This is a genomic window from Solirubrobacter deserti, from assembly GCF_027587175.1.
Lineage (GTDB): Bacteria > Actinomycetota > Thermoleophilia > Solirubrobacterales > Solirubrobacteraceae > Solirubrobacter > Solirubrobacter deserti.
Window position 1 is genome coordinate 140,833 of sequence record NZ_JAPCID010000002.1, and the last position, 21,703, is coordinate 162,535.

Here is a 21,703-nt window from a genome sequence, read left to right on the forward strand (position 1 = left end):
ACTGGCCGCCACCCATGTCGCAGATCGCTCCCGACGACCCGCACGCCGACGACGTGCACGCCCTCCTGACGAGCCACCTGGCGTTCATCCGTGCCCACACCGGGCCCGACGACGACTTCTCCCTGGCGGCCGACGAGCTCACCGACGCCGCCGTGACGCTCTACAGCTTCCGCGCCGGCGACGGCGAGCTGCTCGGCGTCGCCGCGCTCAAGCACCTCGACGACACGCACGCCGAGCTGAAGTCGATGCACACCGCGGAGGCCGCACGCGGGCGGGGCGTCGGCCGGGCGCTCGTCGCCCATCTGCTCGCCGTGGCGCGCGAGCGCGGGTACGCGCGCGTGAGCCTGGAGACCGGGTCGGGCCCCGAGTGGGTGCCGGCGCGGACGCTGTACGCGCGGGCGGGCTTCTCCGAATGCGAGCCGTTCGGGAACTACACGCCCCACCCGGCGTGCACGTTCATGACGCGCGCGCTGCACTAGGCGCCCAGCGTCAGCAGCCGGTCCGGGTGCTGGTGGTCGACCTGGAGCGTCGTGTGATCGATGCCGAAGCGCTCGTGCAGCAAGGACTCGAGCTGACGCCGGCGGCCGTGGCAGTCGTCGCCCTCGCGGACGAGGACGTGCGCGGCGAGCGCCGGGAAGCCGGACGTGACCTCCCACACGTGCAGGTCGTGCACCTCGACGACGCCGTCCGCGCGGGCGAGCGCGGTGCCGACCTCGTTGATGTCGATGTCCTTCGGCGTGCCCTCGAGCAGGATCCGGCCCGAGTCGCGCAGCAGCCGCCAGCCTGAGCGCACCATCAGCGCGGACACGAGCAGCGCCGCGATGCCGTCCGCCTCCCCGAAGCCCGTCAACACGATGACCACGCCCGCGATCACGGCCGCGACCGAGCCGTAGAGGTCCATCAGCACGTGCGCCATGGCCCCTTCGACGTTGAGCCCACGGCGCTCGGAGCGCGAGAGCGCCCACGCCGATGCGATGTTCACCAGCGCGCCGAGCACGCCGACGACGATCACGAGCCCGCCCTCGACCTCCGGCGGCTCGAACAGCCGCCGCACGGACTCGAGCGCGAGCACGCCGGCGAGCACGAGCAGCGTCGCGCCGTTCGCCTGGGCCGCGAGGATCTCGGCCCGTCCCAGCCCGAACGTGAAGCGGCGCGTAGGCGGCCGCGCGGCCAGCCCGGCCGCCACCAGCGCGAGCGCGATCGCCCCCGCGTCGGTGAGCATGTGCGCGGCGTCCGAGAGCAGCGCGAGCGAGGACGCGATCAGACCGACGACGACCTCGACGACCATGAACGAGACGATCAGCAGCAGGGCGACGGTCAGCCACCGGCGATCCGCGTCCGCGGACGGCCCGTGGCTGTGACCATGCCCGTGCCCATGATCGTGCGCCATGGCGCACGATGCTAGCTACGCGGTGCTGACCGCCAGGCGGGGCTCCACCGGCGTCGCGTTGCGGAACAGGTCGAGCACCGGGCAGTGGGCGTTGCCCGCCTCGGTGCCGATGGCTTGCTCGTTGGCTTCGATCGCGGCGGTGACCGACATACTCGACCTCCTGGGAGGAAATAGTGGAAACCCGGTCGGGTTTATCGGTACGCTACCCGGCATGACCCATCCGCTGCACCGCCTCCTCGAGCTCAGCCACCCCTCGGCTCAGGTCGCGGTGCCCGGACCGGTCGAGCCGGCGCTGATCTCCTACTACCTCGAGCTGATCGGTGTCGGGGCGGGAGACCGGATCGTCGAGAGCGTATACGAGCCGGAGCCCGCGGTCGTCTCCCTCAACGACCTGCGGGCGGCTCGCGTCCCGCTCGCCCCCGCGGACGCCGACCCCGCGGCCACCGTGCGCGTCCGCGTGCGGGCCGACCACTCGGTGCAGGTGCTGTCCGCGCACGACCGGCTCCCGGACGGCGGCACGCGGCTGTCCTCCGGCGCGGCCTACATCGACGAGCTCTACCGCCACGGCGCGCGCACGGGCGCGCGGGTGGCGGCGAACGGCTTCACCGGCGCCTTCGCGCTCGACTTCGACCAAGCCGCCGCCGCGATCGGGCCGAGCGACCAGCCGGAGGAGCACGCGCACGCGACGCTGCTCGCCCTGCGCGCGAACGCCTTCCGCGCCGGCACCGTCTTCTTCGACGGCGACTGGCGTGAGGCCGTCGCGGCCCTGCGCGCGTCCGGGGCCGCCTGGAACCCGATCGCGCGCGCGGGCGTGGTGCTGTACGGGCTGGAGTCGCTCGCGGACACGGGCGAGCTGAGCCTGGTCGCGCTCGGCAACGCGCGCACGGAGGCCGAGCAGTGCTTCTACGCGGGCGCGGGCGCGCTCGCCGCCGTCCACGCGGCGACGACGTTGCGCTCGGCGGCGTAGGCGTCGAACGACCGCGGCGGGCGTCCGGTGACGCGCTCGACGTCGTCCGTCGGGCCGTTCGCGCTCGCGCGGATCAGCCCGGTGAGGTCGGCCAGCAGCTGGGCGTAGTCGGCCGGGACGCCGTTGGCCATCAGGTCGTCGCGCCACGCCTCCGGCGACGGGTCGACGTGACGGACCGCGCGGCCCGACGCCGCGGTGATCTTTTCCGCCACCTGCGCGAACGAGAGCGCCTCCGGCCCGGCCAGCGTGTACTCGGCGCCGGCGTGCGCGTCCGGGTCCAGCAGCGTCGCCGCCGCGACGTCGGCGATGTCGTCGGCGTGGATGAAGGCCTCCGCGCCGTCGCCGGTGGGCGCGACGACGATGCCGTCGCTGACGATCGTGGGCGCGAAGAAGAACTCGTCGAAGTCCTGCATGAACCAGCCGGGGCGCAGGATCGAGTGGGTGAACGCGGTCCGGCGGCCGAGCTCGAGCTCGACGGCGCGATGGGCGTTCTCCGGCGGCGCGAGCTCGACGCCACGGGCGCTGAGGAACGTGACGTGGCGGACGCCGGCGGCCTCGGACCGGTCGAACAGCTGCACCGCGTACCCGACGTAGCCGAGGTCGAAGTCGGGCGCGACGACGTAGACGGCGGCCGCGCCGGCGAGCGCGGCGTCGTAGGTCGAGGGGTCGTGCCAGTCGAAGCGCACGTCGGCGTTCTTGCGCGCAGCCGTGCGGACCGTCGCGCCCGCGGCGCGCAGGCGAGGAGCGATGCGGCGACCGGTCTTGCCGGTGCCCCCGAGAACCAGAATCGTGCTCATACGTGCAGTTCACCGCACAGAATCGAGATGATCCATGCTTGATCCGCTCTCTCAGATATGCGATCGTCTCGCCTCGTGGACTTGGTGACAGACATGCTGGAGCGCGCACGCGCCCGCGGCGCGTGCTTTTCGCACTCCGTCATCCGCGGTCCGTTCGGGCTCGCGTTCGACGCGGTCGCCGGGCTCGCCGTGCACGCCGTCGTGGAGGGCGAGCTGTTCCTGTGGACGGACGACCGGACGCGCTGCGAGCGGCTGATCTCGGGCGACATCGCGCTCGTGCGCGGCGGGCTCGACCACTGCCTGGCGACCTCGCCGGACGCGGCGCTGACGCCGCTCGACGACTTCCTCGCGGACACCCGCGTGTCCGAGCGCCGGTACGCGAGCGGCACGGAAGGCGACCCGGCCGAGTTCTTCTGCGGCGCCTACATGTTCGAGGGCGACCTGTGCGACGAGCTGCTGCGCCGGCTGCCGGACACGATCCGCCTGCGGCCCGCGGCGGGCAGCGCCCTGCGTACGACGCTCGACCTGCTCGCGCGCGAGATGGACACCGACGAGCCGGGCCAGCAGACGCTGCTCGACCGGCTGCTGGACGTCGCGCTCGTCCAGGCGCTGCGCGAGCACTTCACGGCGATGCGGGAGGACGCGCCGGCGTGGTACCGCGCATCCGCCGATCCGCAGCTCGGCCCGGCGCTGCGCGCGGTGCACGCCCGGCCGGACCACCCCTGGACGGTCGAGTCGCTCGCCGCCGAGGCCACGCTGTCACGCGCGGCGTTCGCCCGCCGCTTCAGCGCAGCGCTCGGCGTCGCGCCGCTCACGTACGTCACGAGCTGGCGGATGGCGCTCGCCCGCGAGCAGCTGCGCGACTCCGAAGACCAGATCGCCGCCGTCGCCTCCGCCCTGGGCTACGCGTCCGAGTTCTCGTTCGCCGCCGCGTTCAAGCGCCACCACGGTCTCGCGCCCGGCAAGTGGCGCGCTCAGGCGCACCTGGCCTCGGCCACCAGCTGATCGTTCGGCCCGCCCGCGTCGTCGGACTCGAGCACGATCGAGTCGACCTGGAAGGCCTCGCCGGCCACGACGTCGTCGGCCCAGCGGTACACGTGGACGTCGATCGTGTTGCCGTCCGCGGTGGCGACGTAGCTGGCGGACACGCGCTGGAAGGAGCCCGTCAGCGTCACCTTGCCCTCGGCGGTCGCGGCCGAGCCGGCGTCCGTGCCGGGCTTCCACTCGCGGATCGCGATGCACACCGGCTTGCCCTCCGTCGACTCGGTCGCCCTGACCCAGGCGCTCGCGGTGTAGTGCCGGCCCTTCACCGACCCTTCGACGACCGAGTCGGGCTCGTCGTCGACCGCGTACTGATCGCCGTCCACGTTCGACGTCACGCGCGCGACCTGGCTGCCGTCTCGCGCGCCGTCGGCGGCCTCGACCACCATCGTCGACTGGAACGCCACCCAGCCGCTGGTGCCCTGCTCGAACGAGCCGTTGGTCGCCAGGTCGTCGACGGGCTCCTCCCCGCCGCCTCCGAGCAGCACCACGACGACCACGACCGCCGCGATCACCGCGAGCGCGGCGGCCACGAACGGCCACCGGCGCGGGCCGGCGCGCTCGGCCGGCGTCCCGTGCACGCGGCCCGGGTCCACGTGCGGCGCGAGCGGACCCGGCGGAAGGTCCGGCGGCGGCGGCGCGTAGGGCGTGGCCGTGACCGGCAGCGCGGGCGCCGTCTCGTCCACGACCAGCACCTCGCCGGGGTGGTTGAGCAGCCGCGCGTCACGGCGCCAGCGCGGGCCGAGGACGTCGACGACGATCTCCTCGAGCGCGTCCCAGGCGGCCGCCGCCGACGGCGGGCGCTGCCGGCGGGCCTTCTCCGCCCTCCCCGCCACCCCCGCCGCCAGCCCGGGGGCGGCGTGTTGCACGGGCGGGGTCGGGTCCCTGGCGTGCCGCATCAGGACCGCCACCGGTGCCTCGACGTCGTGGAACGGGCGCCGCCCCGTCAGCAGCTCGTACGCGAGGCAGCCCGTGCTGTAGAGGTCGGTCCACGGGCCGACGTCCTTGCCCAGCGCCTGCTCGGGCGCCATGTAGGCCGGCGTGCCGATCATCATCCCCGTGGACGTCTTCAGCGTGCCCGCGCCGACGGCGTCAGTGGCCTTGGCGATCCCGAAGTCGGCGACCTTCACGCGTCCGTCCGCGCTCACAAGCACGTTCTCGGGCTTGAGGTCGCGATGGACGATCCCGGCCTGCTCGGCCGCCATCAGCCCCGCGAGCACGCTCTCGAGCACGCCCGCGATCTGCGGCAGGTCCAGGTGGCCGACGAACGGCCGCAGCGAGCCGCGCTCGAGGTGCTCCATGGCCAGGAACGGGACGCCGGCGTGCTCGAAGTACTCGAACACCGTCACGATGTGCGGATCGCTGAGCGACCCGGCCAGCCGCGCCTCGCGCAGGAAGCGCTGGACGTCCTCCCCGCGCAGCGCCCGCAGCTCCTTCAGCGCGACGAGCCGCTGCAGGTCCGGCTGTCGCGCCAGGTGGACGATCGCCATCCCGCCCTCGCCCAGGACCCGTAGCACTTCGTAGCGCCCAACGGTAGGCGCGGCGTCAGACACCGGTCAACGATCCTCTGTAGTAGATAGGGCGTTACAACTCGTTCACGATTCGCAACGGCAAGCGGTCCAGGGTCCCGGGATGGACTCGACTCGCCGTTCCTTCATCCGGGGCATAGCCTCCGCGGGCGCATCGACTGTGGCCGCGGTCGCCCTGGACCGTACCGGCTACCTGGACACCGCGACGGCACTTGCCCAGAGCGCCACGCCGAGCGACTTCTCGGCCTTCCGCGCCATCGCGGCCTCCTCGGCCGATGCGTTCGAGGTCCCGGCGGGCTACCGCGCGCAGGTGATCATCGGCTACGGCGACCAGGTGGCCAACGAGGACGGCACGGTCATCACGTACGGCTACAACAACGACTTCCTCGCCTACTTCCCGCTCAACGGGTCCAGCGAGGGGCTGCTGTTCATCAACCACGAGTACCCCGCGCCGTTCTTCCAGCACGGCGTGACCTCGGCCCCGGCGAAGACCGCCGCGCAGGTCGAGATCGAACGCGGGTCGGTCGGCAACTCGGTCCTGCACGTCCGCCGCGCCGCGGACGGCACGTGGTCCGTCGTGTCCCCGTCACGCTACAACCGCCGCATCACCGGCGGGGGCCCGACCCTGAACTTCACGGGACCGCTGGCGAACAACCCGGCCTACCCGGGCATCGGCGCGACCGCGAGCGGCTCGCTGGCGAACTGCTCGGGCGGCATCACGCCCTGGGGCACGGCGCTCAGCTGCGAGGAGAACTACCAGGACTACCTCGGCTACGGCTGGGACCAGGCCCGCACCGGCACGACCGACTACATCAACGGCAACGGCTCGGATGCGTCGGCCCAGCCGGCCAAGTACGGTTGGGTGTGCGAGCACGACCCGTACGACCCGAGCTTCGTGGGCCGCAAGCACACCGCGCTGGGGCGCTTCCGGCACGAGAACACGGCCTTCCGCGCGCTGGCGAACAAGCCGTTCGTGCTCTACATGGGTGACGACGTCAACAACGGCGGCGTCTACAAGTTCGTCTCCGACCTGCCCTACCGCCCCGGGCGGCGCGAGGAGAACCTGCGCATCCTCGAGTCCGGGACGCTCTACATCGCGCGCTGGGACCGCAGAGCCGGCGCACCTTCGACGGGAACTTCAACCTCACGAGCGAGACGAGCGGCACCGGTTACTGGCGCGAGGTCCAGGAGGGTGAGCTCGTCGACACCCAGGCTCGCATCCGGGCCGCAGTCGGCAACAGCGAGTTCGACACGCACTACGCGACCAACCGGCCTGAGGACGTCGAGGTCGACGAGGACGGCACCGTCTACATCGCGCTGACCAACAACAGCACCGTCAACGACACCCACGGGTCGATCCGGCGCCTGCGCGAGGCGAACAACGACCCGGCCTCGGTCGGCGCCGGCGCGCAGTTCACCTGGGAGGACTGGTCCGCGGGCGGCCCGACCGGCCGTCCCGAGCCGGGTGAGCAGGGCTTCTCGTCACCGGACAACCTCGTCTTCGACAAGGCCGGCAACCTCTGGGTCGTCACCGACGTCTCCTCGAGCGCGCTCAACAACGACCGCACGACGACCGCCCAGCGCGTGCGCTTCCATCAGAACAACGCCGTCTACATGGTCCCCCGCACGGGTCCGAACGCCGGCGTCGCGTTCCGGTTCGCCAACATGCCGGTCGAGGCCGAGGGCACCGGTCCGTACTTCACGCCGGACGAGCAGACGCTGTTCGTCAACGTCCAGCACCCGGGCGAGGAGACCCCGTCCGTGAACAACGGCGGCGTGTACGGCAACGTCACGACCTACAGCTCGTACTGGCCGAAGGGCAACAAGACCACGGGCCAGAACCCCTCGACCCCCGTCCCGTCGCTGGTGGCGATCTCCAAGATCCCGCCCGGCCAGGAGCCCCCGCCCGGCGGCGGCAACGTCATCCCGCCCCCGCCCGGCGCGGACAAGTCGCCGACGTACATCTCGTTCGTCTCGGCCGGCCGCCAGAGCCTGGCGACGCTGATCGGCAGCCGCGGCACGTCGTTCAAGCTGCGGGTGGACGAGCCGTCGACGCTGATCGTCACGCTCTACGGCCAGCTCACCACGCGCAAGGGCCGCCGTGGCAAGCCGCGCCGGCTCGCCCGCGTCACCCAGCGCGTCACGGCGCCGGGCGAGATCACGGTGCGTCTGCGCCCGGCCGCCGCGCTGCGCGTGCTGCTGCGCCGCGAGCGCACGGTCCCGGCGTCGCTGGCCGTGACCGCGACGGACGCGGCGGGCAACAAGTCGACGCGTACCAAGCGGCTGTCCTTCCGCCGCTCCTAGCCGTCCGGCGTGGCGGCGCGTGTTGGCGCGCCGCCACGCCCTCAGCTGCTGTTCGACAACTGATCGCTCGGCGCGGTCTGGAAGCCGCGCCGCTGCATGTCGCCCCAGGACTTCTTGCCCCGGATGAGATCCCAGAACGCGACGCCGCGCCAGAGATCCGTGAGCTGCCGGTAGCCCAGGTTCTCGATCGCGGCGTACGCGGACATGCGCAGGATCTCCCGCCCGCGCGGGTGGCGGCGGAACGAGAACTCCTCCAGCGCGAGCGCGCTGATCGAGAGCAGCTGGCCGAGCATCACCGCGAACACGAAGAAGGCGAGCACGAACGGCCAGGACAGCAGGCCGAGCGCCCACGAGATCGGCAGCACCAGGTAGCCGAGCAGCGCGATCGGCGGGCCGAGCAGCTCGAACACGATGAAGTACGGCATCGCGAGCATCCCGAGCGCGCCGTAGCGCGGGTTCAGCGTCATCCGCTTGTGCCGCCACAGCGTCTCGAACAGCCCGCGCTGCCAGCGCCGGCGCTGCCGCGACAGGACCTTCAGCGTCTCCGGCGCCTCCGTCCAGCACACCGGGTCCGGGACGAACTGCACGCGGTACTCCTGGCCCGACTCCCGCATGTGCCGGTGCATGCGCACCACCAGCTCCATGTCCTCGCCGACGGTCGTGTGGTCCCAGCCGCCGACGGCCTCGACCGTCGAGCGCCGGAACAGCCCGAACGCGCCCGAGATGATCAGCAGCGCGTGCAGCTGGCTCCACCCCACGCGCCCGACCAGGAACGCGCGGAAGTACTCGACCACCTGCAGCGTCGCCAGGCGGTTCTTCGGGAGCCGGACCTCGGTCACGCGCCCGTCCTCGACGGTGCAGCCGTTCGCGATCCGGACGATCCCGCCCGTGGCCACGACCAGGTCGGGGTCGTCGAGCAGTGGCTTGGCGACACGCAGCAGCGCCTCCGGCTCGATGATCGCGTCGGCGTCGACCGCGCACACGTACGGGTAGCGCGCCGCGTCCACGCCCGCGTTGAGCGCGTCCGCCTTGCCGCCGTTCTCCTTGTCCACGACCAGCAGCTCCGGATGCCGCGGTGAGCGGTAGGTGCCGCGGATCGGCGCGTGCGCGACCGTCCCGCGCAGCGCCCGCGGCGCCTCCACCAGGTCGAACGCGTCGTGCAGCTGCTGCAGCGTGGAGTCCTTGGAGCCGTCGTTGATCGCGATCACCTCGAACTCCGGGAAGCGCAGCTGCAGCAGCGCGTGCACGCTCTGGACGATCCCGGCCTCCTCGTTGTAGCCCGGCAGCAGGATGGAGATCGGCGGCGTCAGCGGCGAAGCGAGCGCCTCGTCGATCGCCGCGTACTCGAGCGAGTGCAGATAGCGCGTGATCGACCGCCAGGCGAGCGCGGTGAATGCGATGTAGAGCAGGTTCAGGACGGCGAAGTAGGCGATGACGACGACGCCGAACGCCTCGATGACATCGCGGATCACGCGGGCTCCAGCTCGGCCAGCGCGGCGGCCTCGGCGAGGTGCGCGCTCGCGCCCTCGACGCCCCCGAGCCGCATGGCCTTCATCGGATCGATCGCGGCCAGCGCCTGCGCGGCGGCTTGAGCGGGGTCGTACATGTCGTCAGAGGCCTGCCGGACCAGTGCGTCGAAGGCGTCACGATCCCCGATCCGCCCCAGCGCGTGCGCTGCCGCGGTACGCACGAACGGCGCCGGGTCGTTGAGCGCGCCGCGCAGCCCGGCTGCGGCGCGCCGCGTCCCGATCCGCCCCAGCGCCCGCGCCGCCGCCGCCCGCACCTCGGCGTGCTCGCCCCAGGAGCTCGCGGCGATCGCGTGGTCCTCGCGCAGGGCCTTGTCGAGCGCGTCGGCGTCGGTCGCGTCGCCGGTGAAGCCGAGCAGCTCGATCGCGTTCGCGCGCACGCCGGGGTCCGGCGCGTCCAGCAGCGAGCGCAGGCCCGGTGCGGCCTTGGAGCCCATCGCGAGCAGCGCGCCGCCCGCGATCGCGCGCGGCACCTCGCTGCCGGCCAGCGACTCCACGAGCCGCGGGACGGCCGCCTCCGCCTCGAGCATGCCGAGGCTGCGCGCGGCCGCTGAGCGCACGTCGCGCGCGCGGTCGTCGAGCGCGCCGATGAGCGCGTCCACGGTGCTGAGGGCGCCCATGTCGCCGAGCGCGAACGCCGCCGTGGCGCGTTTGGCCGACCGCCGGGACCGCAGCTGGCCCAGCTCGCGCCGCACCGCGCCGCGCTCCTCGAAGAAGGCCGCGATCCGGTCTCGCGGCTCGCCGCGCAGCTTGCGGGCGTAGCGGCCGAGGATCGCCGCCAGCGCGCGTTCCTGCGCCGCCGACAAGCGCCCGAGCTCCGGCTCCTCACCGTCGACGAGCTCGAGCGCGAGCGGCGTCAGCTCGTGCTCGAGCGCGGCGCGCCGGCGCTCGGTCCGGCTGAGCGCGACGCGCCGGGCCACGAGCACGACCATGGTCGCGACGGCGAGCACGGACAGCGCACCGCCGAGCAGCTGGAGGGCGTCGATCACCTGACGCTGCGCCTGGCCAGGATCGCCTGGACGCGGGAACGCAGCTCCTGCGGGCTGAACGGCTTGCGCAGGTAGTCGTCGGCGCCGGCCTCGAAGCCGCGGCTCACGTCCGCCTCCTGGACGCGCGCGGTCAGCAGGATCACGGGGATCGCGGCCGTCGCCTCGTCGTCGCGCAGCTGGCGCGTGACCTCGTAGCCGTTCAGCCCCGGCATCATCACGTCGAGCACGGCCAGGTCGGGCTTGTGTTCGCGCGCGGCGGCCAACGCCTGTTGACCGTCGGACGCCGTCACGACCGTGTAGCCGGCGCGCTCGAGGCGGAACGAGACGAGCTGGAGGATGTCCTCGTCGTCGTCGGCCACCAGCACCGTGCGCGGACCATCGCTCATCTTGCCGTCACCTCGTGGATGGGAATGGGGAGCTCCACAGTGAAAGTCGTACCAACACCCTCTTCGCTCTCGCAGGCGACTTCCCCGCCGTGGCCCTGGGCAATCGCCCGGACGATCGACAGGCCGAGCCCGATGCCCTGCACGGACGCCTCGGTCGCGGCCTTGGTGCGGTAGAAGCGCTCGAACAGGCGGTGCTGCTCGTCGGAGGCGATCCCGACGCCGGTGTCGGTGACCGCGATGAACGCGGAGCCGTGGCGGCGGCCGGCGCGCACGCTGACGCTGCCGCCCGCCGGCGTGAACTTGACCGCGTTCGCGATCAGGTTGTCGACCACCTGGAAGAGCCGGTCGCGGTCGCCGTCCAACGCGGGCACCGGCTCGGTGTGCGCCGTCAACGTCACGCCGGCCTGGTCGGCGCGCGGGCGCCCGGCCTCGACGGCCTCCAGCACGACGGCTTCCAGGTCCACCTCGTGCCGGTCCAGGTTGAGCGTGCCCGCCTCGACCTGGGCGACGAACAGCAGGTCGCCGACCAGCCGCAGCAGCCGCCGCGCGTTGCGCTCGATCACATGCAGGAACTTCAGCTGCTCCTGCGGGACCTCGCCGGCCTCCTCCTCGAGGATCAGCTCCAGGTACCCGAGGATCGACGTCAACGGCGTGCGCAGCTCGTGCGAGACGAGCGCGAAGAACTCGTTCTTGAGCCGCTCGGTTTCGGTCTCGGCGCGCCGGCGCTCGAGCACCTCGGCGACGAGCTTGGAGATCGACTCGAGCGCGTCCGTGAGCTCCTGGTCGAGCGGGACGCGGCGGCGCTGCCAGAACTCGAACGAGCCGAAGCCGCCGGGCCCGTCCGTGATCGGCATCGACACCGACGTCGACAGCGGCTCGCCGCCGTAGTCGGGGTCGCGCCACTCGGCCGCGCGCCGCTGCTCGCCGGCGAGCGGGTCGGGCACCCAGTGCACGGCCACGGGCCAGTGCAGCGCGCGGCCGAGCGCCTCGAGGATGCGCGGGACGACGCTCTCGCCGGCGCCCGCCTCGGCCAGCGCCACGCCGACCGCGCGCTGGGCCTCGCGAGCGCGCTCGCGCGCGACGCGGCCGCCGATGTCGCGCACGAACCCGTTGACCTGCCACGTGTCGCCGACCTTCAGGGGCGAGACCGAGACCTCGATCGTCAGCCGGCTACCGTCACGGTGCACCGCGGGCAGCTCGAAGCGGCGCGTGTCGGTGCGCGTCGCCAGCAGCTCTTCGTGCTTGGCCCGGTAGGCGGCGCGCCAGCGCTCGGGCAGCAGCAGCTCGTCGACCAGCTGCCCGCGGGCCTGCTGCTCGCTGTAGCCGAACAGGGCCGCGGCCTGCGGCGTCCACGCGGTGATGCGGCGGTCGGCGTCCACGGCCACGAACGCGTCGTGCGCGGTCTCCAGCACGGCTCGGTTGACGTCGGCCTGGTGGCGCGCGGTCTCCAGCGCGAGGGCGTTGGAGAGCGCGACGGCCGCCGCGTCGGCCATCCGCTGCAGGGTCGCGAGGTCGCGCGAGACCGGGTCCAGGAGCGTGATGACGCCGATCGGGCGCCCCGAGGTGGCCAGCGGGAGCAGCAGGTGGCGCAGGAACTCGCGCTCGACGGTCTCCGGGGTGAAGCACGGCGGCAACCTCGCGGGGTCGATCGCGGCCGTCTCGTACAGCGACAGCCCGCGCTCGACCGCGATCGGGTCGGCGACGTACAGCGCCCCGCCGCGCGCCCCGGCGACGGTGCGGAGCTTCGCCAGCAACAATGGCGCCAGCCGGTCGAGCTCGACCTCGGAGGTGAACGCCGACACGACGTCGTGGAAGGTCTCGATGCGCGCCTTCTCGAGCTCGAGCTCGGCGACGGTCGCGGCGAGCTGGCCGCGCTGGGCCTCGAGCTCGGTGTTGTGCTGCTCGAGCTCCTCCCGGGCCTCCGCGAGCGACGCGGCCATCGCGTTGAACGACCGCGCCACGTCGGCCACCTCGCTCATCCCGTCCTCGGGCACGCGCGTGTCCAGGTCGCCTCCGCGCACACGGCCGGCGGCGCGCGCGAGGCGCTGCAGCGGCTGCGAGACGTGCCGCGCGCTGAGGAAGACGACGGCGGCGAGCAGCAGCGGGATCCCGAGCAGGCCGAGGAGCGCGAGCGTGGTCGCGCGCCCGGTGGCCCCGTCGAGCCCCTCGCGCTCGTTGCGCGCGACCTCCGACTGGCGGCTCACGAGCGTGCCGACGAGGCCGCGCATGCGGTCGACCTGGCGCATGCCGGCACCGGTCGCGATCACCTGCGCCGCCGCATCCGGGTCCCGCTGCGCGCGCTCGAGCTGATCCTGCTGCCAGCCGCGGTAGGCATCGCCGGCGGCCACGAGCTCCCGCGCCGCGGCCGTCTGCGCCGGGTCTCCGGCGCTCGCCGCGAGCAGCGCACGCTCCGCTGCCGGCAGCGCGGCGACGGCGCGCCGGTACGGACCGAGGAACTGCTCGTCGCGCGAGACGACGTAGCCTCGCAGGCTCGTCTCCATGTCGATTACGAGGCTGAGGACGCGGTTGACCGCCGACGTGCGCGCGTTGGCCACCTGCAGGCTCTTCGACGCGTCGCGCGCGTCGTGCACCAGCGTCAGGACCACGGCGAACGTGCCCGCGCAGAGCAGGAACGCGAGGCCTCCGGCCAGGAGAAGCCGAGCGGTGAGTCCGCGGATCACTGTTCCCGTCAGGATTGCCGATGTCGACGCGGTCAAAACCGCGCCGCTTGCGTCTACTTTCGCACCTTCACCGTCATCGTCATCTCCTCGTGCAGGGTGCACACGATCTTGTACGTGCCCGGGACCGTGAGCTTGCGCTTGAAGCTGTAGTCGGTGGCGGCCGCCTCGGACTGGAACGGCTTGACGCCCTTGGGGCCGGACTTGAGCTTGACGTCGTGCACGTCGCCCGCCTGCTCGAAGTCCGGCCAGCGCCACGCCACGGTCGTGTTCCGGGCCACGGTGAGCTTCGTCGGCGCGTAGTAGTTGTCGCCCATGTCGACCGTCTTGGTCCTGGCCAGCGCGGCCGACGCCGCGGCGCCGAACACCTCGAGCGGCTCATAGCCCGGCTTGGGCGGATGCGGGCGCTTGACCCAGCCGGTCAGCGCGCCCTTGCCCGACCACGCCAGCATCTGGTTGCGCGCGTCGGCGCTGAACGCGTTGGTGCCGCCGCAGCCCGCGAAGGTGGACCCGTCGGCCGGGAACATCGACGTGGCGCCGCTGAAGCAGTTGTTGGTCCCGCTGCCGTCGTAGACGATGTCGCGCCCGTTGAGGTCGGTGCCGTTGAGGCCCCACTGGTTGTTCTGGATGACGTTGTTGCGCAGCACGCGCGCTTCGGGCGGGTCCTGGAGCAGGATGCTCTCGACCGCGACGACGCCCGCCAGGTAGTTGCCGTGGATGCGGTTGTTCTCGATCCGGTTGCCGCGCCCGCCGAGCAGGATGATCCCGGTGCCGACCGGCGCCAGCGCGGGGACGCCGGACTCGCGCCGCGGGAACGGCGGGTTGCCCTCGTGGAAGTTGAAGTTGTTCCAGAAGACGTCGTTGTCGATGATCACGTTGTCCTCGGCGGGCGGGAACTTCTCGCTGTCGAGCGCGTTGGGCGCGATCCCGAGCGCGTTGTTGAAGAACTGGCTCTTGGTGATCGTCACGTACCGCATGTTCGTGGCGCTGAAGCCGAGCGGGCTGCCCCAGCCCTTGACGTTGCGCACCATCGTGCGGACGGGTGAGGTCTGCGGCGGCGTCTGGCCGATGTAGAACGCGCCGTCGTTGACGTAATAGGCCTCGGAGTTGAGGATCTGGCCGCCGATGGTGTTGAACGCGTACAGGCCGTAGACGCCCGTCTGGCGCGCGATCAGGTGGTTCATCGTGTAGCCGTTGAGGTTCGTGAAGAAGAACCCGTTGGCCTTGTAGCCGCGGGCCATGAAGCCGTCGACGGTCACCTCGTCGGCGTCGTTGACCGCGACGCCGTTCTGCATGTTGCCCTTGGCCTTGAGCAGCACCTTCGCCGGCGCCTTCGGGTTGCCGATCAGTTTCAGATAGCGCTTCTTGGTGCCCTGGATGCGCACGGCCTCCCGATAGGTGCCGTTGCGCACGCGGATCGTGTCCCCGGCCTTCGCCTTGTCCACGGCCTTCTGGATCGTGGAGAAGTCGCAGCGGCCCTGCTGCTTGCAGACCGTGTGGGTCTTGAACGGGCCCCTCGGCTTGGCGGCGACCGGGCCGGGCTCCTTCGGCTCGGGGTAGGTCTGCGCGTAGGCCGCGGGCGCGGCGAGCAGGACGGCGGCGACGGCGATGGCGATGGCGCGCATCTGGGCTCCTATTCGACGAGGTACCAGCCCGCCATGCCGACGTCCTGATGCGAGAAGACGTGGCAGTGGTAGAGCCAGCGGCCGGGGTTGTCCTCCACGAAGCGCGCTCTGACGCACTCGTTGGCCCCGAACCCCGGGTTGTCGGTGAAGGCCCCCGCCGCGTCCTTCCAGCGGTGGCCGTGGATGTGGAACGTGTGGAAGTTGTTGTCCTGGCCGAAGACGTTGAGCTCGACGTCCTCGCCGGGCCGCGCGCGCAGCGTGGGCGTGTTGCCGGCGTAGGCGCGGCCGTTGAAGCAGTGGAAGTTGCGCTCCAGGCGGGTGACCGGCGGGCTCAGCTGGTGCGCGAACAGGTTGAAGACCCGGTCGGGCTTCTTCTCGCCCTTCGGGCGCACGACGATCGCGCCGAACAGCCCGCGGAACGAGTTGAGCGTGTGGTTGGGCCCGTGGTCGTGGTACGGCCAGGCGCCGACGGAGTCCGGCGTGCACTCCCACTGGTAGGTGAAGCTCTCGCCGGGCGCGACGAACCCGCCGTCGCGCGTGAACTCGCCCATGTAGGCGCCGTCGTACTCCGGGTTGTACTTGACGCCGTGCGGGTGCATCGTGACGCCCTGCTTGGTGTCCGCGTTGCGGAAGTGCACGACGAGCACGTCGCCGACCTCCGCCTGCAGCAGCGGACCCGGGATCGTCGGGTGGTCGACCAGGTGGCCCGCGAAGCCCGGCGTCATGCCGCGGTACACGAACGCGGTGAAGACGTTGCGCCCGCCCGTCGCGCGGCCGTGCCACTCGTCCTGGCCGCGCGGCGTGATCGCCCAGCGCGCCGGCTCGGCCTGGACCCAGTACTCGCGCCGGATGCCGCCGGGCTGCGGCTGGAGCTGCGGCAGCCCCTGCGCGGCCCGCGCGCGCGGCTTGTTGATGCGTGCCGCGGCCGCGTCGGCGCGTTCGAGCCCGCCCGGCGCGGAGACGTCGATCTCCTCGCCGCCGATCGTGCACAGCAGCGCGACACCGCCCGCGAGGCCGAAGAACGACCGCCGCGTGGTTTGTGCCGATCCGCTCATGGACCGCGCGCAATCTAGTACGCGCGTACTCGCCCCGCAAGTACGAACGTACCGGGCGCTTTGTGGGCGCGGCCGGCTTCGTCGCCACCTTGGCTTGGAGATCGCTTCGCGGATCTCCCGGGTACTGTTGGCGCTCTCATGCCCGCCACACGTGCCGAGGCGTCGCAACGGGTCCGGGACGCGATCGTCGCCGCGACCGTGCGGATCGTCGCGCGCGAGGGCGTCGCCGCCGTCACACACCGGCGCGTGGCCGCCGAGGCCGGCGTCGCGCTGTCCTCGACCACCTGGCATTACGCCACCAAGGCCGACATCCTCGAGGCCGCGCTCGTCTGGACGGCCGAGCACGAGGTGGCGAGCATCGCGGCGATCGCCGACCGGCTGACCGGGTTCGACGTGGCCGCCTGGGCGGACGAGCTCGCCGACTGGCTGCTCGCCCAGCTCGGTGAGGAGCGCGAGTTGACGGTCGCGCTGTATCGCCTGCAGGCCGAGCTGCTCGGGTCCGAGGGCGCGCTGGCCGTGCACCGCCAGTGGGGCCGCGGGCTGCGCGCGCTCGGCGACCGCGTCCTCGGCGAGGCCGCGACGGTCGACGTGCGGCTCGTGATCGCGGCCCTCGACGGGCTGCGGATGAGCGCGCTGGCGTCCGGCGTCGCCGACCGGGACTGGGTCCGCGCTGCGGTCCGGCGACAGCTGGAAGCGCTGCTCGCCTGAGCGGCCCGGCGCTAGGTGCCGAGCGTGCAGTCGGACGGGCGGCCGCTCTCGAACCCGCGCAGCCAGGCGGCGCGGCGTTCGTCGGGCGTGCCGTGGTGCTGCTGGTTGTTGGTGTCGAAGTCGCCGACGGCGAGCGCGGTGCCGATCGCCTCCTCGATGTCGCCCGGCTCGAGCAGGCCCTGCCGGTAGACTGAGTTGCCCCAGGTGCCCGCGAAGCAGTCGGCCTGCAGCTCCAGCGGCCGCACCGTCGGCCCCCGGAACTGATCGAAGACGCCGAACTCGTGCTGCAGGTTGTGCCCGTACTCGTGCGCGACCACGTAGGCGACGCCGAAGTCCCCGGCGGCGCGGCCGTCGCCGGGCAGCCCGCGCAGCACGCCGTTCCACAGCGCGCCGGCGAACGCCTGCGAGACGTAGATCGTGTCGTCGCCCGAGCAGTAGAACGCGGCGTCGTCGCCGGCCGGCCCGCACGCGCTCTGCGCCACGCGCCCCGGCGGGACCCAGACGTAGAACACGCGCGGCTCCGGCAGCCCGTTCTCCCGCAGCGTCTGCTGCCAGTAGGCGTGGATGTTCTGGACGATGGTCGTCAGGAACGCCTCGACGTCCTCCTCCCCGCGCCGCACGTCCGGGCTCGTCTCGCGGGCCTCGGGGATCGCGCGCTCGATCTCGTCCAGGATCTGCTCGAAGCGCGAGCGAAGCTCGTCCGCCTTCGCGCGCGCCCGCTGCTCGAGCTCATCGACACGGTCGCGCAGGTTGCCGGTGTCCTCGGACCCGCACCCGCCCAGGCACAGCGTCAGCGCCAGCAGCATCACCAGTCGTCGCACGCCGCGAGCCTACCCACGTCGCGGGCGTTCACGAGCGGTGCGCGCGGCGGTGCCACGTTCGCGCTCGAACAAACCGCCGGGCATGGGTCCGGCGAGGGGTTCGCGCGCGGTAGTCTCCGCGCGCTCTGTCTCATGAGCCCGACTTCCGCGCCCTCTTCGAGCACGCGCCGGTCCCGCTGCTCGTCCTGGACCCCGGTCTGACGATCGTAGGGGTCACGCGGGCGTACCTGGACGCGACGATGACCGAGCGCGAGGCGATCGTGGGGCGTGGCCTGTTCGACGTGTTCCCGGACAACCCGGACGACGGGGCCGCGACCGGCGAGGCGAACCTCGGCGCGTCGCTCCGGCGCGTCATCGACACCGGCAAGCCGCACACGATGGCGACGCAGAAGTACGACATCCGAAGCCCGGACGGCTCGTTCGAGGCCCGCTACTGGTCCCCCGTGAACTCGCCGGTGTTCGACGCGGCGGGGCAGCTCGCGTACATCATCCACCGCGTCGAGGACGTCAGCGAGCTCGTGCACGTCAACGAGCAACTGCGCGCGGCGAGCACGGCCAAGGACGAGTTCCTGTCGCGCATGAGCCACGAGCTGCGCACGCCGCTGACGGCCGTGAGCGGCTTCAGCGAGCTGCTGGCGCTGGCCGAGCTCGAGCCGCGCCAGCGCGAGTGGGCCGGGCTGATCCGCTCGGCGAGCCAGCACCTGAGCCGGTTGATCGACGACGTGCTCGACATCTCGCGGATCGCGGCCGGCCGGATGTCGCTGTCGCTGGAGCCGGTCGCGCTCGGCCCGCTGCTCCACGACGTGCTCGAGCTGCTGCGCCCGCTCGCGGGCCGTGACGACATCACGCTCGAGCCGGTCACCTCGCCCGGCGGCCACGGCTACGCGTTCGCCGACAGCCGGCGGCTCAAGCAGGTGCTGATCAACCTGGTGGTCAACGCGATCAAGTACAACCGCCACGGCGGCACGGTGCACATCGCGATCGGGCCGGGCAACGCCGACGCGGAGCTCGTCCGCATCGAGGTGCGCGACACCGGCCACGGGATCGAGCCGGAGGCGCGGGCCAAGCTGTTCGTCCCGTTCGAGCGGCTGGGCGCGGCCGAGTCCGGCATCGACGGCATCGGGCTCGGCCTCGCGCTCTCGCGCAACCTCGTGGAGGCGATGCAGGGCGAGATCGGCGTCGAGAGCGTGGCCGGCGAGGGGTCGACATTCTGGATCGAGCTCGCGCGCGGGGACGAGGTCACGATCGCCGACGCGACCGACGGCGGCGCGCTGGTCACCGACCTCGAGTACGACGGCGAGCGGCGCGTGCTCTACGTCGAGGACACGCTGGCGAACATCCGCCTGATCGAGGCGATCCTGCAGGCGCGGCCGAGCGTGTCGCTGCTGCCCGCGATGCAGGGCCGGCTCGGGCTCGAGCTCGCCCGCGAGCACCTGCCGGACCTGATCCTGCTCGACATCCACCTCCCGGACCTGGACGGCGATGAGGTGCTGGCGCGGCTGAAGGCCGACCCGGCGACGCGGCAGATCCCGGTGGTCGTGCTGAGCGCGGATGCGACCAAGTCCCAGACCAAGCGGCTGCTCGACGCCGGCGCGGCCGCGTACCTGACCAAGCCGATCCAGGTCGCGCGGCTGCTGGAGACGCTCGACGCGCACCTCGTCACAAATCCGGACGGCCGGGCCAAGTTGCCCGTGAATGGATCGCAGCGATGAGCAGTTGCTCGCCGAGAGCGGGCGTGATCGAGCGGCGTTCGGCGTCTTCTACGAGCGCCACGAACGCGCGGTGCTGGGCTTCTTCGGGGCGGTCACCCGCCGCCCCGAGCTGGCCGCGGACCTGACCGCGGAGACGTTCGCGGCCGCGCTGGACGGCGTCGACCGGTTCGACCCTGAGCGCGGAACCGCCCGCATGTGGCTGTTCGGGATCGCCCGCAACGTGCTCTCGGGCAGCGCCCGCCGCGGGCGGGTCGAGACCGCCGCGCGCCGCCGGATCGGCCTCGAGACGCTGGTCCTGGCGCCGTCCCACGTCGAGCTGATCGAGGCGCTGGTGACCGCCGAGGGCGACGCGATCGTCGAGGCTTGGCTCGCCGAGCTCCCGCCTGACCAGGCCGCCGCCCTGCGCGCCCGCGTGCTCGACGAGCGCGAGTACGCGGACATCGCGAGCGACCTGCGCTGCTCGGAGGCCGTCGTCCGCCAGCGCGTGAGCCGCGGCCTCGGCCGCCTCCGCCGGATGCTCGGCGAGGGCGCCCGATGACGATCCTGCCGCACCTGCGCGACGCGCTCGTCCGTGCCGCCGACGCGCGCGCGACCGCGCAGACCGGCGCCGGACGCCCCTCCGGCCCCGCCGACCTCGCCGCCCCCGGCCGCCCCACCGACCTCGCCGCCCCCGGCCGCCCCACCGACCCCGGCCGCCCCACCGACCTCGCCGCCCCCGGCCGCCCCACCGACCTCGCCGCCCCCGGGCGCAACGACCTCGCCGCCCCCGGTCGCCGCAACGACCTCGCCGCGCCCGCCCGTGCGCCCCTCCTCCCCCATCTTCGCGACGGGCTGCTCCGCGCTCGCCGGCCCCGACGGCGTCGGCCCGCGCTCGTCGGGCTCTTCGTCGCCGGCGGCCTCGCCGCGACCGGGGGCGCGCTCGCGGCCACGGGCGTGCTCCAGCTGCCGCCGGTCGGCGAGCCCGTTCAGCCCAAGCAGGTGCAGCGCGATCCCGCCGTCGGCTCCGGAACCGCCCGGGAAGGCGCGGCGCAGCTGCTGGCGCTGCGGGTGCCCGACCCGCACGGTGGCCCGCCGTGGGGCATGCGGCTCGTTCCGACCACGCGCGGGATGCTGTGCGTGCAGGTCGGGCGGGTCGTCGGCGAGCAGCTCGGGCTGCTGGGCCAGGACGGGGTTGCGAACGACGACGGCCGCTTCCACCCACTCCGGAACACGGTCGGCGGCGCGCCCGACACTCCGTGCCAGCTGCCCGACGGCAACGGCCGCTTCTTCCTGGCCGTCGACAAGCTCAGCTACGCGAGCGGGGAGACGCGCGAGCGCGCGTGCCGCGGCCCGCTCGACGGCGACCGGGACAAGCCGCGCTGCAACCCGGCCAATGCGCGGCGGATCGCGTTCGGGCTGCTGGGCCCGGAGGCGACGAAGGTCACGTTCACGGACGGCAGCGCGCAGGTCCCGCTGGCGCCCGACGGCGCGTATCTGTACGTGACCGACCGAGGGACCGACGAGACGGTGACGATGATGGGCGGCGCGCCCACGGCGGGCTTCCCGGGCGGGGCGATCACGCGCATCGACTACCGCGACGGCACCAGCTGCCCGGTGCCCGGAACGCCGCGGGTCTGCGAGCCGAAGGGGTACGTGGAGCCCAAGCAGGTCGACGCCGCCTCGCTGCGGCGCCCGCTGCGCGTGACGGCGCGGCGCGAGCGCGGGTTCACGTGGTTCACCGTGCGCTTCCGCGCGCCCGCGGCGATCACCGGCGCGGGCCAGGAGTACCGCCTCGAGGGCCGGTTCCCGCGCAGCGCCGACAAGCGCTGCCGCAGCGTGGTCATGTTCACCCCGAGCCGGCGCAACTACGCGCGCGGCGACACGGTGGAGCTCGAGGGCGTCGTCGGCAACCGCTGCCACGGAACCCTGGAGGGGCGGGTGGTGCTCACCGCCGCCACGCGCGAGGACGGGGAGCTGATCGGCCGCTTCACGCGCCGGGTCGCAGGCGGGCGGAGCGATCGGCCGTGATGTAGTCCGCGCTCGCCATCAGCACGAAGCGCAGCACGTCGCCGCTCTCGGTGACCACGAGCGCGGTCCGCCCGCCGTCCTCGAGCCGCTCGACCACGCCGGGCTCGGTCGCCCCCAGGTACATGACGGTCACATCCGAGCCCTCGGTCAGCAGCGCGGGCATGAGCG

General features: G+C 72.8%; 20 protein-coding genes and 1 pseudogene. 9 read left to right on the forward strand and 12 right to left on the reverse strand.

Annotated elements, in window-relative coordinates:
- The first annotated feature begins 14 nt into the window (after positions 1 to 14).
- The gene (locus OJ962_RS01850; RefSeq protein WP_202953157.1) at positions 15 to 479 is read left to right on the forward strand and encodes a GNAT family N-acetyltransferase; all 465 of its coding nucleotides are present in this window, start codon (positions 15 to 17) and stop codon (positions 477 to 479) included.
- Here OJ962_RS01850 and OJ962_RS01855 read toward each other — a convergent pair.
- Together OJ962_RS01855 and OJ962_RS01860 are read right to left on the reverse strand one after the other, a co-directional pair.
- Positions 476 to 1,390, reverse strand: a complete 915-nt coding sequence (locus OJ962_RS01855) for a cation diffusion facilitator family transporter (protein WP_202953158.1) — start codon at positions 1,388 to 1,390, stop codon at positions 476 to 478. The two genes, OJ962_RS01850 and OJ962_RS01855, sit on opposite strands and share 4 nt — an antisense overlap.
- Before the next feature lie 15 nt (positions 1,391 to 1,405).
- Complete coding sequence (locus OJ962_RS01860; protein WP_255525662.1) at positions 1,406 to 1,540, reverse strand: hypothetical protein; 135 nt, start codon at positions 1,538 to 1,540, stop codon at positions 1,406 to 1,408.
- Between the two features lie 61 nt (positions 1,541 to 1,601).
- On the opposite strand from OJ962_RS01860, the gene OJ962_RS01865 reads away from it, so the two are divergent.
- Positions 1,602 to 2,357, forward strand: a complete 756-nt coding sequence (locus tag OJ962_RS01865; RefSeq protein WP_202953159.1) for a peptide ligase PGM1-related protein — start codon at positions 1,602 to 1,604, stop codon at positions 2,355 to 2,357.
- Here the strand turns inward: OJ962_RS01865 and OJ962_RS01870 are convergent.
- Complete coding sequence (locus tag OJ962_RS01870; protein ID WP_202953160.1) at positions 2,294 to 3,154, reverse strand: NmrA family NAD(P)-binding protein; 861 nt, start codon at positions 3,152 to 3,154, stop codon at positions 2,294 to 2,296. The two genes, OJ962_RS01865 and OJ962_RS01870, sit on opposite strands and share 64 nt — an antisense overlap.
- A 75-nt stretch (positions 3,155 to 3,229) precedes the next feature.
- On the opposite strand from OJ962_RS01870, the gene OJ962_RS01875 reads away from it, so the two are divergent.
- Complete coding sequence (locus OJ962_RS01875) at positions 3,230 to 4,159, forward strand: AraC family transcriptional regulator (protein WP_202953161.1); 930 nt, start codon at positions 3,230 to 3,232, stop codon at positions 4,157 to 4,159.
- On the opposite strand, the gene OJ962_RS01880 is transcribed toward OJ962_RS01875, so the two are convergent.
- Positions 4,129 to 5,712 carry a protein kinase domain-containing protein gene (locus OJ962_RS01880; protein WP_270006145.1) on the reverse strand — a complete coding sequence of 528 codons (1,584 nt, stop codon included), beginning with the start codon at positions 5,710 to 5,712 and terminating at the stop codon, positions 4,129 to 4,131. The genes OJ962_RS01875 and OJ962_RS01880 overlap by 31 nt on opposite strands.
- Before the next feature lie 115 nt (positions 5,713 to 5,827).
- On the opposite strand from OJ962_RS01880, the pseudogene OJ962_RS01885 reads away from it, so the two are divergent.
- Both OJ962_RS01885 and OJ962_RS01890 read left to right on the forward strand, forming a co-directional pair.
- Positions 5,828 to 6,826: pseudogene (locus tag OJ962_RS01885) on the forward strand (PhoX family protein); the annotation flags it as partial.
- Positions 6,826 to 8,028: a PhoX family protein gene (locus OJ962_RS01890; RefSeq protein ID WP_407697481.1), complete on the forward strand. Its 1,203-nt coding sequence runs from the start codon at positions 6,826 to 6,828 to the stop codon at positions 8,026 to 8,028. The pseudogene OJ962_RS01885 and the gene OJ962_RS01890, both read left to right, overlap by 1 nt.
- Before the next feature lie 41 nt (positions 8,029 to 8,069).
- On the opposite strand, the gene OJ962_RS01895 is transcribed toward OJ962_RS01890, so the two are convergent.
- Genes OJ962_RS01895 through OJ962_RS01920 form a run of 6 tightly spaced genes read right to left on the reverse strand, consistent with a single transcriptional unit; the run spans position 8,070 to position 16,287 of the window.
- On the reverse strand, positions 8,070 to 9,500 hold the full coding sequence (locus OJ962_RS01895) for a glycosyltransferase family 2 protein (RefSeq protein ID WP_202953166.1): 1,431 nt from the start codon (positions 9,498 to 9,500) through the stop codon (positions 8,070 to 8,072).
- Positions 9,497 to 10,543: a HEAT repeat domain-containing protein gene (locus tag OJ962_RS01900; protein ID WP_202953167.1), complete on the reverse strand. Its 1,047-nt coding sequence runs from the start codon at positions 10,541 to 10,543 to the stop codon at positions 9,497 to 9,499. Before OJ962_RS01900 ends, OJ962_RS01895 begins: the two co-directional genes overlap by 4 nt.
- Positions 10,540 to 10,929, reverse strand: a complete 390-nt coding sequence (locus OJ962_RS01905) for a response regulator transcription factor (protein ID WP_202953168.1) — start codon at positions 10,927 to 10,929, stop codon at positions 10,540 to 10,542. Before OJ962_RS01905 ends, OJ962_RS01900 begins: the two co-directional genes overlap by 4 nt.
- Positions 10,926 to 13,610: an ATP-binding protein gene (locus OJ962_RS01910; protein ID WP_202953169.1), complete on the reverse strand. Its 2,685-nt coding sequence runs from the start codon at positions 13,608 to 13,610 to the stop codon at positions 10,926 to 10,928. Before OJ962_RS01910 ends, OJ962_RS01905 begins: the two co-directional genes overlap by 4 nt.
- A gap of 53 nt (positions 13,611 to 13,663) precedes the next feature.
- Entirely contained in the window at positions 13,664 to 15,232 is a 1,569-nt protein-coding gene (locus tag OJ962_RS01915) for a right-handed parallel beta-helix repeat-containing protein (RefSeq protein WP_202953170.1), read from the reverse strand.
- Between the two features lie 8 nt (positions 15,233 to 15,240).
- Complete coding sequence (locus OJ962_RS01920) at positions 15,241 to 16,287, reverse strand: multicopper oxidase domain-containing protein (protein WP_202953171.1); 1,047 nt, start codon at positions 16,285 to 16,287, stop codon at positions 15,241 to 15,243.
- Between the two features lie 138 nt (positions 16,288 to 16,425).
- On the opposite strand from OJ962_RS01920, the gene OJ962_RS01925 reads away from it, so the two are divergent.
- Positions 16,426 to 16,995, forward strand: coding sequence for a TetR/AcrR family transcriptional regulator (locus OJ962_RS01925; RefSeq protein WP_202953172.1), 570 nt, complete (start codon positions 16,426 to 16,428; stop codon positions 16,993 to 16,995).
- A gap of 11 nt (positions 16,996 to 17,006) precedes the next feature.
- Here OJ962_RS01925 and OJ962_RS01930 read toward each other — a convergent pair whose 3' ends face one another.
- On the reverse strand, positions 17,007 to 17,816 hold the full coding sequence (locus tag OJ962_RS01930) for a neutral zinc metallopeptidase (protein ID WP_202953173.1): 810 nt from the start codon (positions 17,814 to 17,816) through the stop codon (positions 17,007 to 17,009).
- A gap of 125 nt (positions 17,817 to 17,941) precedes the next feature.
- Between OJ962_RS01930 and OJ962_RS01935 the strand changes: the two genes are divergently transcribed.
- From OJ962_RS01935 to OJ962_RS01945, 3 genes are read left to right on the forward strand one after another with little or no spacing between them, the layout of a single operon-like run.
- Positions 17,942 to 19,528: a PAS domain-containing sensor histidine kinase gene (locus OJ962_RS01935; RefSeq protein ID WP_255525753.1), complete on the forward strand. Its 1,587-nt coding sequence runs from the start codon at positions 17,942 to 17,944 to the stop codon at positions 19,526 to 19,528.
- Positions 19,512 to 20,066, forward strand: coding sequence for an RNA polymerase sigma factor (locus OJ962_RS01940; protein ID WP_202953175.1), 555 nt, complete (start codon positions 19,512 to 19,514; stop codon positions 20,064 to 20,066). Before OJ962_RS01935 ends, OJ962_RS01940 begins: the two co-directional genes overlap by 17 nt.
- Positions 20,063 to 21,535: a hypothetical protein gene (locus OJ962_RS01945; RefSeq protein WP_202953176.1), complete on the forward strand. Its 1,473-nt coding sequence runs from the start codon at positions 20,063 to 20,065 to the stop codon at positions 21,533 to 21,535. The genes OJ962_RS01940 and OJ962_RS01945 overlap by 4 nt, the downstream gene beginning before the upstream one ends.
- On the opposite strand, the gene OJ962_RS01950 is transcribed toward OJ962_RS01945, so the two are convergent.
- The gene (locus OJ962_RS01950) at positions 21,495 to 21,698 is read right to left on the reverse strand and encodes a hypothetical protein (RefSeq protein ID WP_202953177.1); all 204 of its coding nucleotides are present in this window, start codon (positions 21,696 to 21,698) and stop codon (positions 21,495 to 21,497) included. The two genes, OJ962_RS01945 and OJ962_RS01950, sit on opposite strands and share 41 nt — an antisense overlap.
- Between the last annotated feature and the right edge of the window lie 5 nt (positions 21,699 to 21,703).

Excerpts from the sequence above, each read along its gene's own strand:
- OJ962_RS01940 (WP_202953175.1), top strand. The coding sequence starts at position 19,512 with ATGGATCGCAGCGATGAGCAGTTGCTCGCCGAGAGCGGGCGTGATCGA.
- OJ962_RS01925 (WP_202953172.1), top strand. The coding sequence starts at position 16,426 with ATGCCCGCCACACGTGCCGAGGCGTCGCAACGGGTCCGGGACGCGATC.
- OJ962_RS01865 (WP_202953159.1), top strand. The coding sequence starts at position 1,602 with ATGACCCATCCGCTGCACCGCCTCCTCGAGCTCAGCCACCCCTCGGCT.
- OJ962_RS01850 (WP_202953157.1), top strand. The coding sequence starts at position 15 with ATGTCGCAGATCGCTCCCGACGACCCGCACGCCGACGACGTGCACGCC.
- OJ962_RS01920 (WP_202953171.1), bottom strand. The coding sequence starts at position 16,287 with ATGAGCGGATCGGCACAAACCACGCGGCGGTCGTTCTTCGGCCTCGCG.
- OJ962_RS01860 (WP_255525662.1), bottom strand. The coding sequence starts at position 1,540 with ATGTCGGTCACCGCCGCGATCGAAGCCAACGAGCAAGCCATCGGCACC.
- OJ962_RS01855 (WP_202953158.1), bottom strand. The coding sequence starts at position 1,390 with ATGGCGCACGATCATGGGCACGGGCATGGTCACAGCCACGGGCCGTCC.
- OJ962_RS01870 (WP_202953160.1), bottom strand. The coding sequence starts at position 3,154 with ATGAGCACGATTCTGGTTCTCGGGGGCACCGGCAAGACCGGTCGCCGC.
- OJ962_RS01950 (WP_202953177.1), bottom strand. The coding sequence starts at position 21,698 with ATGCCCGCGCTGCTGACCGAGGGCTCGGATGTGACCGTCATGTACCTG.
- OJ962_RS01915 (WP_202953170.1), bottom strand. The coding sequence starts at position 15,232 with ATGCGCGCCATCGCCATCGCCGTCGCCGCCGTCCTGCTCGCCGCGCCC.
- OJ962_RS01905 (WP_202953168.1), bottom strand. The coding sequence starts at position 10,929 with ATGAGCGATGGTCCGCGCACGGTGCTGGTGGCCGACGACGACGAGGAC.
- OJ962_RS01945 (WP_202953176.1), top strand. The coding sequence starts at position 20,063 with ATGACGATCCTGCCGCACCTGCGCGACGCGCTCGTCCGTGCCGCCGAC.